The 4,371-nt window shown below is 39.4% G+C and carries 5 protein-coding genes; 2 read left to right on the forward strand and 3 right to left on the reverse strand.

The genetic code is table 11. From position 1 onward, the window contains the following. A partial coding sequence (locus tag CCB157_RS16270) for a transposase (protein ID WP_193432262.1) occupies positions 1–259 on the reverse strand: 259 nt, incomplete at its 3' end. Between the two features lie 105 nt (positions 260–364). Further along, positions 365–994, reverse strand: a complete 630-nt coding sequence (locus CCB157_RS16275) for a UPF0236 family transposase-like protein (protein WP_077616876.1) — start codon at positions 992–994, stop codon at positions 365–367. Between the two features lie 263 nt (positions 995–1,257). Here CCB157_RS16275 and CCB157_RS16280 point away from each other — a divergent pair. Next, positions 1,258–2,408 (forward strand): IS3 family transposase gene (locus CCB157_RS16280; protein WP_202970049.1). Its coding sequence is split into 2 segments (ribosomal slippage): positions 1,258–1,513 and positions 1,513–2,408, totalling 1,152 coding nucleotides; the frame shifts between segments, so codons are not numbered across the junction. A gap of 261 nt (positions 2,409–2,669) precedes the next feature. Here CCB157_RS16280 and CCB157_RS16285 read toward each other — a convergent pair. Then, positions 2,670–3,902 (reverse strand): MFS transporter, encoded by a 1,233-nt coding sequence (locus CCB157_RS16285; RefSeq protein WP_077616877.1) that lies wholly within the window; start codon positions 3,900–3,902, stop codon positions 2,670–2,672. A gap of 179 nt (positions 3,903–4,081) precedes the next feature. Between CCB157_RS16285 and CCB157_RS16290 the strand changes: the two genes are divergently transcribed. After that, positions 4,082–4,371, forward strand: a 290-nt coding sequence (locus tag CCB157_RS16290; RefSeq protein WP_143287118.1) for a helix-turn-helix domain-containing protein, incomplete at its 3' end; no start/stop codon positions are given.

Genomic DNA, 4,371 nt, shown 5'->3' on the forward strand with positions numbered 1-4,371 from the left:
TGGAAAACTCCCCATCCCTTGTCCGCGGCACGCGCAAGGTCAACCGTCCCACCCGAGTCGTCAATTGCCGGGGATAAGACCCGTTTCGATAGCCTTTTCGCTCCTCTGTGCGCTCATAACGGCCGGCGCCAAGTTGATCCGTTAACTGGGCTTCAAGGATTTGATTCAAGACCTGTTCCAACAGTTTGGCCAGTCCTTGATCTTGCGACAAGAACCCGTGCAGGATTTCATCGCTTATTGTAATATTGTATTGAGCCATAGTTGCTTTCCTCCTTTTTGTTTTTTGTTTTGGTCAATGTCCATTCTATCAAAGGGAAAGCAACGTGGCTCTTTTTACATTTCCTTTTTACACAATTTTACGGACTCAACTCATATCCCATCCTTCATACACAATCGCATGATGAACTTCCATGCTTTTTTTCTCCGTTCCATGAACAAATACTCCATCTGCTTCTGCAAATAAGATGTCCACTTCTTTCCCCTTCGAAAGGGAAGCCGCCTCTTCCAATTCTTCCACCATTTCTTTATCTGCTTGGGCTTGCGCTTTTCCTACCCTTTCTACAATACTTCCAACTGTTTGATGACTGATGTGAACAGCCGTCCACTCTTGTAACACTCGGGCCGTTTCACGGTAGGTACATTCACTGGCCAATTCGGCTACCTTTACTTCCACCAAAGGACTAAAACGCTGATATTTCCGAAATCCGATCCATTCATCAAAAACGTAGTGTGGATGTCCTTCTCTGTCTCCCATTAACGTATGTTGAAAATTAACAGCACCAAACGTGAACTGAATGGTCTTCGAATCTCTTCGTTTGACGGTCCAACCTTCAGCTTGTTTCTTTTTCACGATGGCTTGATCGATTTTTGTGAAAACTTCCCCTAACAAAGTCGAAAAGACATCATACATGAACCACTGGATACGTTCCTCTAGATCAATAAGATTTTCTGTATTCTTTATTAGTTCGTATATTTTTGATATAATTTTCTCCATGGGAAGGCCTCTTTCTTAATGTATTCGCCCTGGTAAGCGTACATTAATGATAGAGCGCCTTCTCTTTTTTTTTTCAGTAAATAGCCTCGAGAAATATTTTACACATAGTTTTTCGTGTGTTGTTCGTCTGTGATATTGTCATATTGTAACGCTTCAGTGAAAATGTCAGTATGAGACAGGAGCGAATGATGCTAGACTTTAAATTGGACACGGAGAACCGAGAGTGCGACAATAAAAAAGCATTCATAATCGAGGTGTCCGAAATGACGAAAAAGTACGACAAGGAATTCAAACTTCAAACCGTAAGACTCATCCAAGAAGAAGGGAAAACGGTGGCTCAGGTAGCCCGAGAAATGGGATTGCATGAGAACACGTTGTACCGCTGGATCGCCGAATTCAAGAGTAGCGGAGCTCAAGCCTTCCCCGGAAGCGGACAGCTTAAGCCGGAGGATAAAGCGCTACGTGACCTTCAGAGGCGAATTCGCGATCTGGAAGAGGAGAACGAAATCCTAAAAAAGGCCATGCACTACTTCGCAAAAGACCGGCGCTGATTTATCCATTCATCCACAAACACCGCTTGCAGTTCCGTGTCGCGAAGATGTGCTCTCTGTTCGGCGTTTCCAAAAGCGGTTATTACGAATGGACGAAACGCAAAGAAAGCAATCGAAGCAAACGTCGTCAGCAACTTGAGAAATTGATTCGCAGAATCTTCTTTGATTCCAGGCAGTTATACGGCAGCTCGAAGGTTTGGAACGCTTTGAACCATCAGGGCGTTCATGTGTCGCAGAAAACCGTTGCCCGCATCATGAAGGAACTTGGATTGAAATCCCGCACTGTCAAGAAGTACAAGGCCACTACAAATTCGAAACATAACATGCCGGTTTCGGAAAACGTCTTGAATCAGGCGTTTGCAGCGGAGAAGCCGAATCAGGTCTGGATGGCTGATATCACGTATATTCCAACAGATGAAGGTTGGCTTTATCTTTCCAGCTTGGAGGACCTCTGCACGCGCAAAATCGTCGGCTTCCATATGGACGAACGAATGACGAAGAAGCTTTGTTTAAAGGCCCTGGATCAGGCGTATCGCCTTCAGAAGCCCAAAGGGAACGTTCTGCATCATTCTGATCGCGGCAGCCAGTACGCATCCTCAGACTATCAGCAACGCTTGAAACAATATGGCATGACCGGCAGCATGAGCCGCAAGGGAAATTGCTACGACAATGCTTGTATTGAGTCGTTTCATAGTGTGCTGAAAAAAGAGCTCGTCTATTTGAATAAATTCAAAACGAGGAGAGAAGCAAAGGAGAAGATTTTTGAGTACATCACATGCTTCTATAATGGAAAAAGAATCCACTCCTCTATAGGGTATTTCACTCCAAATCAATACGAATGTATGTTTCATCCGACTGCGTAATTCTCTCGATTTTATGTGTCCAATCTATTGACAGAGGTCCACAGGAGCGAATTCCATTGAGCAAAAAAGAATTGAAGCGTTACAAAGTCATTGACATATTCACTGACGCGTTAATATGACATTTTCATTTACTTGCCAAAAACATACTTTTGTACCGTGATAATCATCAACGATAGTATCTTTTTCTATTACAACCAACTTATTAATTCCTCCTAAATTAAAATATTAAATAAATGATTTTAGCCGTTGGATTTTTCTACTCTAACTTAAAGATGATTCATTTTTTTCATTAAGATTAAAATTTCTAATAGTAGAGGACATGAAGGCATATAACGCTACTAAAGTATATATAAAAGCACCGATTAAAAATATATTTACCATGCCAATTTTATCTGCCAAATAGCTTCCTGCAACTAAAGCTATTATATATATGGATTGTAAGATGATATTTCTTACGGCAAAAACTCTTCCCAAAACTCTCCTATCTGCATATTCTTGAATAAGAGATTCCTGTATAACATTTCGAACCTGGGATGGTATTCCAATTAAAAATGAATAAATAACCGCTAATAAAGCAAAAGAATTTAATCCATAAACCAATGTAACGATCGCAACTGCAAGGGAGGCATAGATTAATACTTTTCCGCCCAATTGTTTAATTTTCAGTGAGTACTTTGCAGTCAGTAAACCACCAATGATGATCCCCCAAAAATACGCAGCTCCCTGGAATCCCCACCATTCTTCATTTAAATGAAGCACTTCAACTGTAAAAGCTAATAGAAAAGTAGGAACCCAAATAATATTAGCCAGGTTTTCTATCATATCCATTATCGTTATGGATTTAATCGTTTTATTCTCCCTAAAAGGTTTAATACCTTTTATTAGTTGGTTAATGATTGTATCTTGCTCTTCTAAGCCTTTTTCACTGTATGAAGTTTTAATAAAGTAAATTAAAAATCCGGAAATCAAATAGGCAAAAGAAATTGTATACACTGACATCTCTACACCTAACATTGATGCAATTGGTACGGCGACAACCCAAGAAGATGTTAAAACAATTTGCATCGTACTTAAAAGAATACTGTTTGCTTTTAGAAGCAAAGATTTTTCTATAATACTAGGAACTATGGCTTGTCTTGCCGGCTTGAAGAAACTGCTTATAACATTGAGAAGAAAGGTCACTATATAAATTGCAAATATATTTAGTCCGAAAACACTTGTAGTTATTGATAACATAAGCATGATCAAAAAACTCAAGAAACTGGAAAAAATCATTACGTTTTTATGTGAAATTTTGTCTAAAAAACTACCTGCAATAAATCCGCCTATGATCGAACCCAACGTACTTACAACTAATACAAGAGTAGCTCCACTTACCGTAGTGGTAGTACTATAAACATAGGAAATTAATGCTACATTAAATAAAACTCCTGCAAATAAATTAAAGATTTGACTTGCCATGATTAAATTAAAATTAATATTAAATATTTTCATCGCTATTTCCTCCGGATAATTTTTTATATGTACAATTCAAACTACGTATATTTTTCTTTATTTTATTAATACAATTTCAATATGTCAAGGCCGATTATTTTTTCCTGTTGTTCGTCTGTGATATTGTCATATTGTAACGCTTCAGTGAAAATGTCAGTATGAGACAGGAGCGAATTCCATTGAGCAAAAAAGAATTGAAGCGTTACAAAGTCATTCGTCAATGGATCGAAGGGTATATCACGGGAAAACAAGCTGCCGAATTGTTATCGCTAAGTCTTCGTCAGGTTTATCGCCTCAAAAAACGAGTCCTTGAGGAGGATGAAAACGGAGTCATTCACAAAAACCGGGGGCGAAAACCTGCACATGCCTTATCCGAAGACATCCGGCAAAAAATCCTGAATCTCCGCCAAAGTGAAAAATATCGGCACTGCAATGATGTCCATTTCTCCGAATTATTGGCCAAACAGGA

Source organism: Caenibacillus caldisaponilyticus (assembly GCF_002003465.1).
GTDB classification, from domain to species: Bacteria; Bacillota; Bacilli; order Bacillales; family Sporolactobacillaceae; genus Caenibacillus; species Caenibacillus caldisaponilyticus.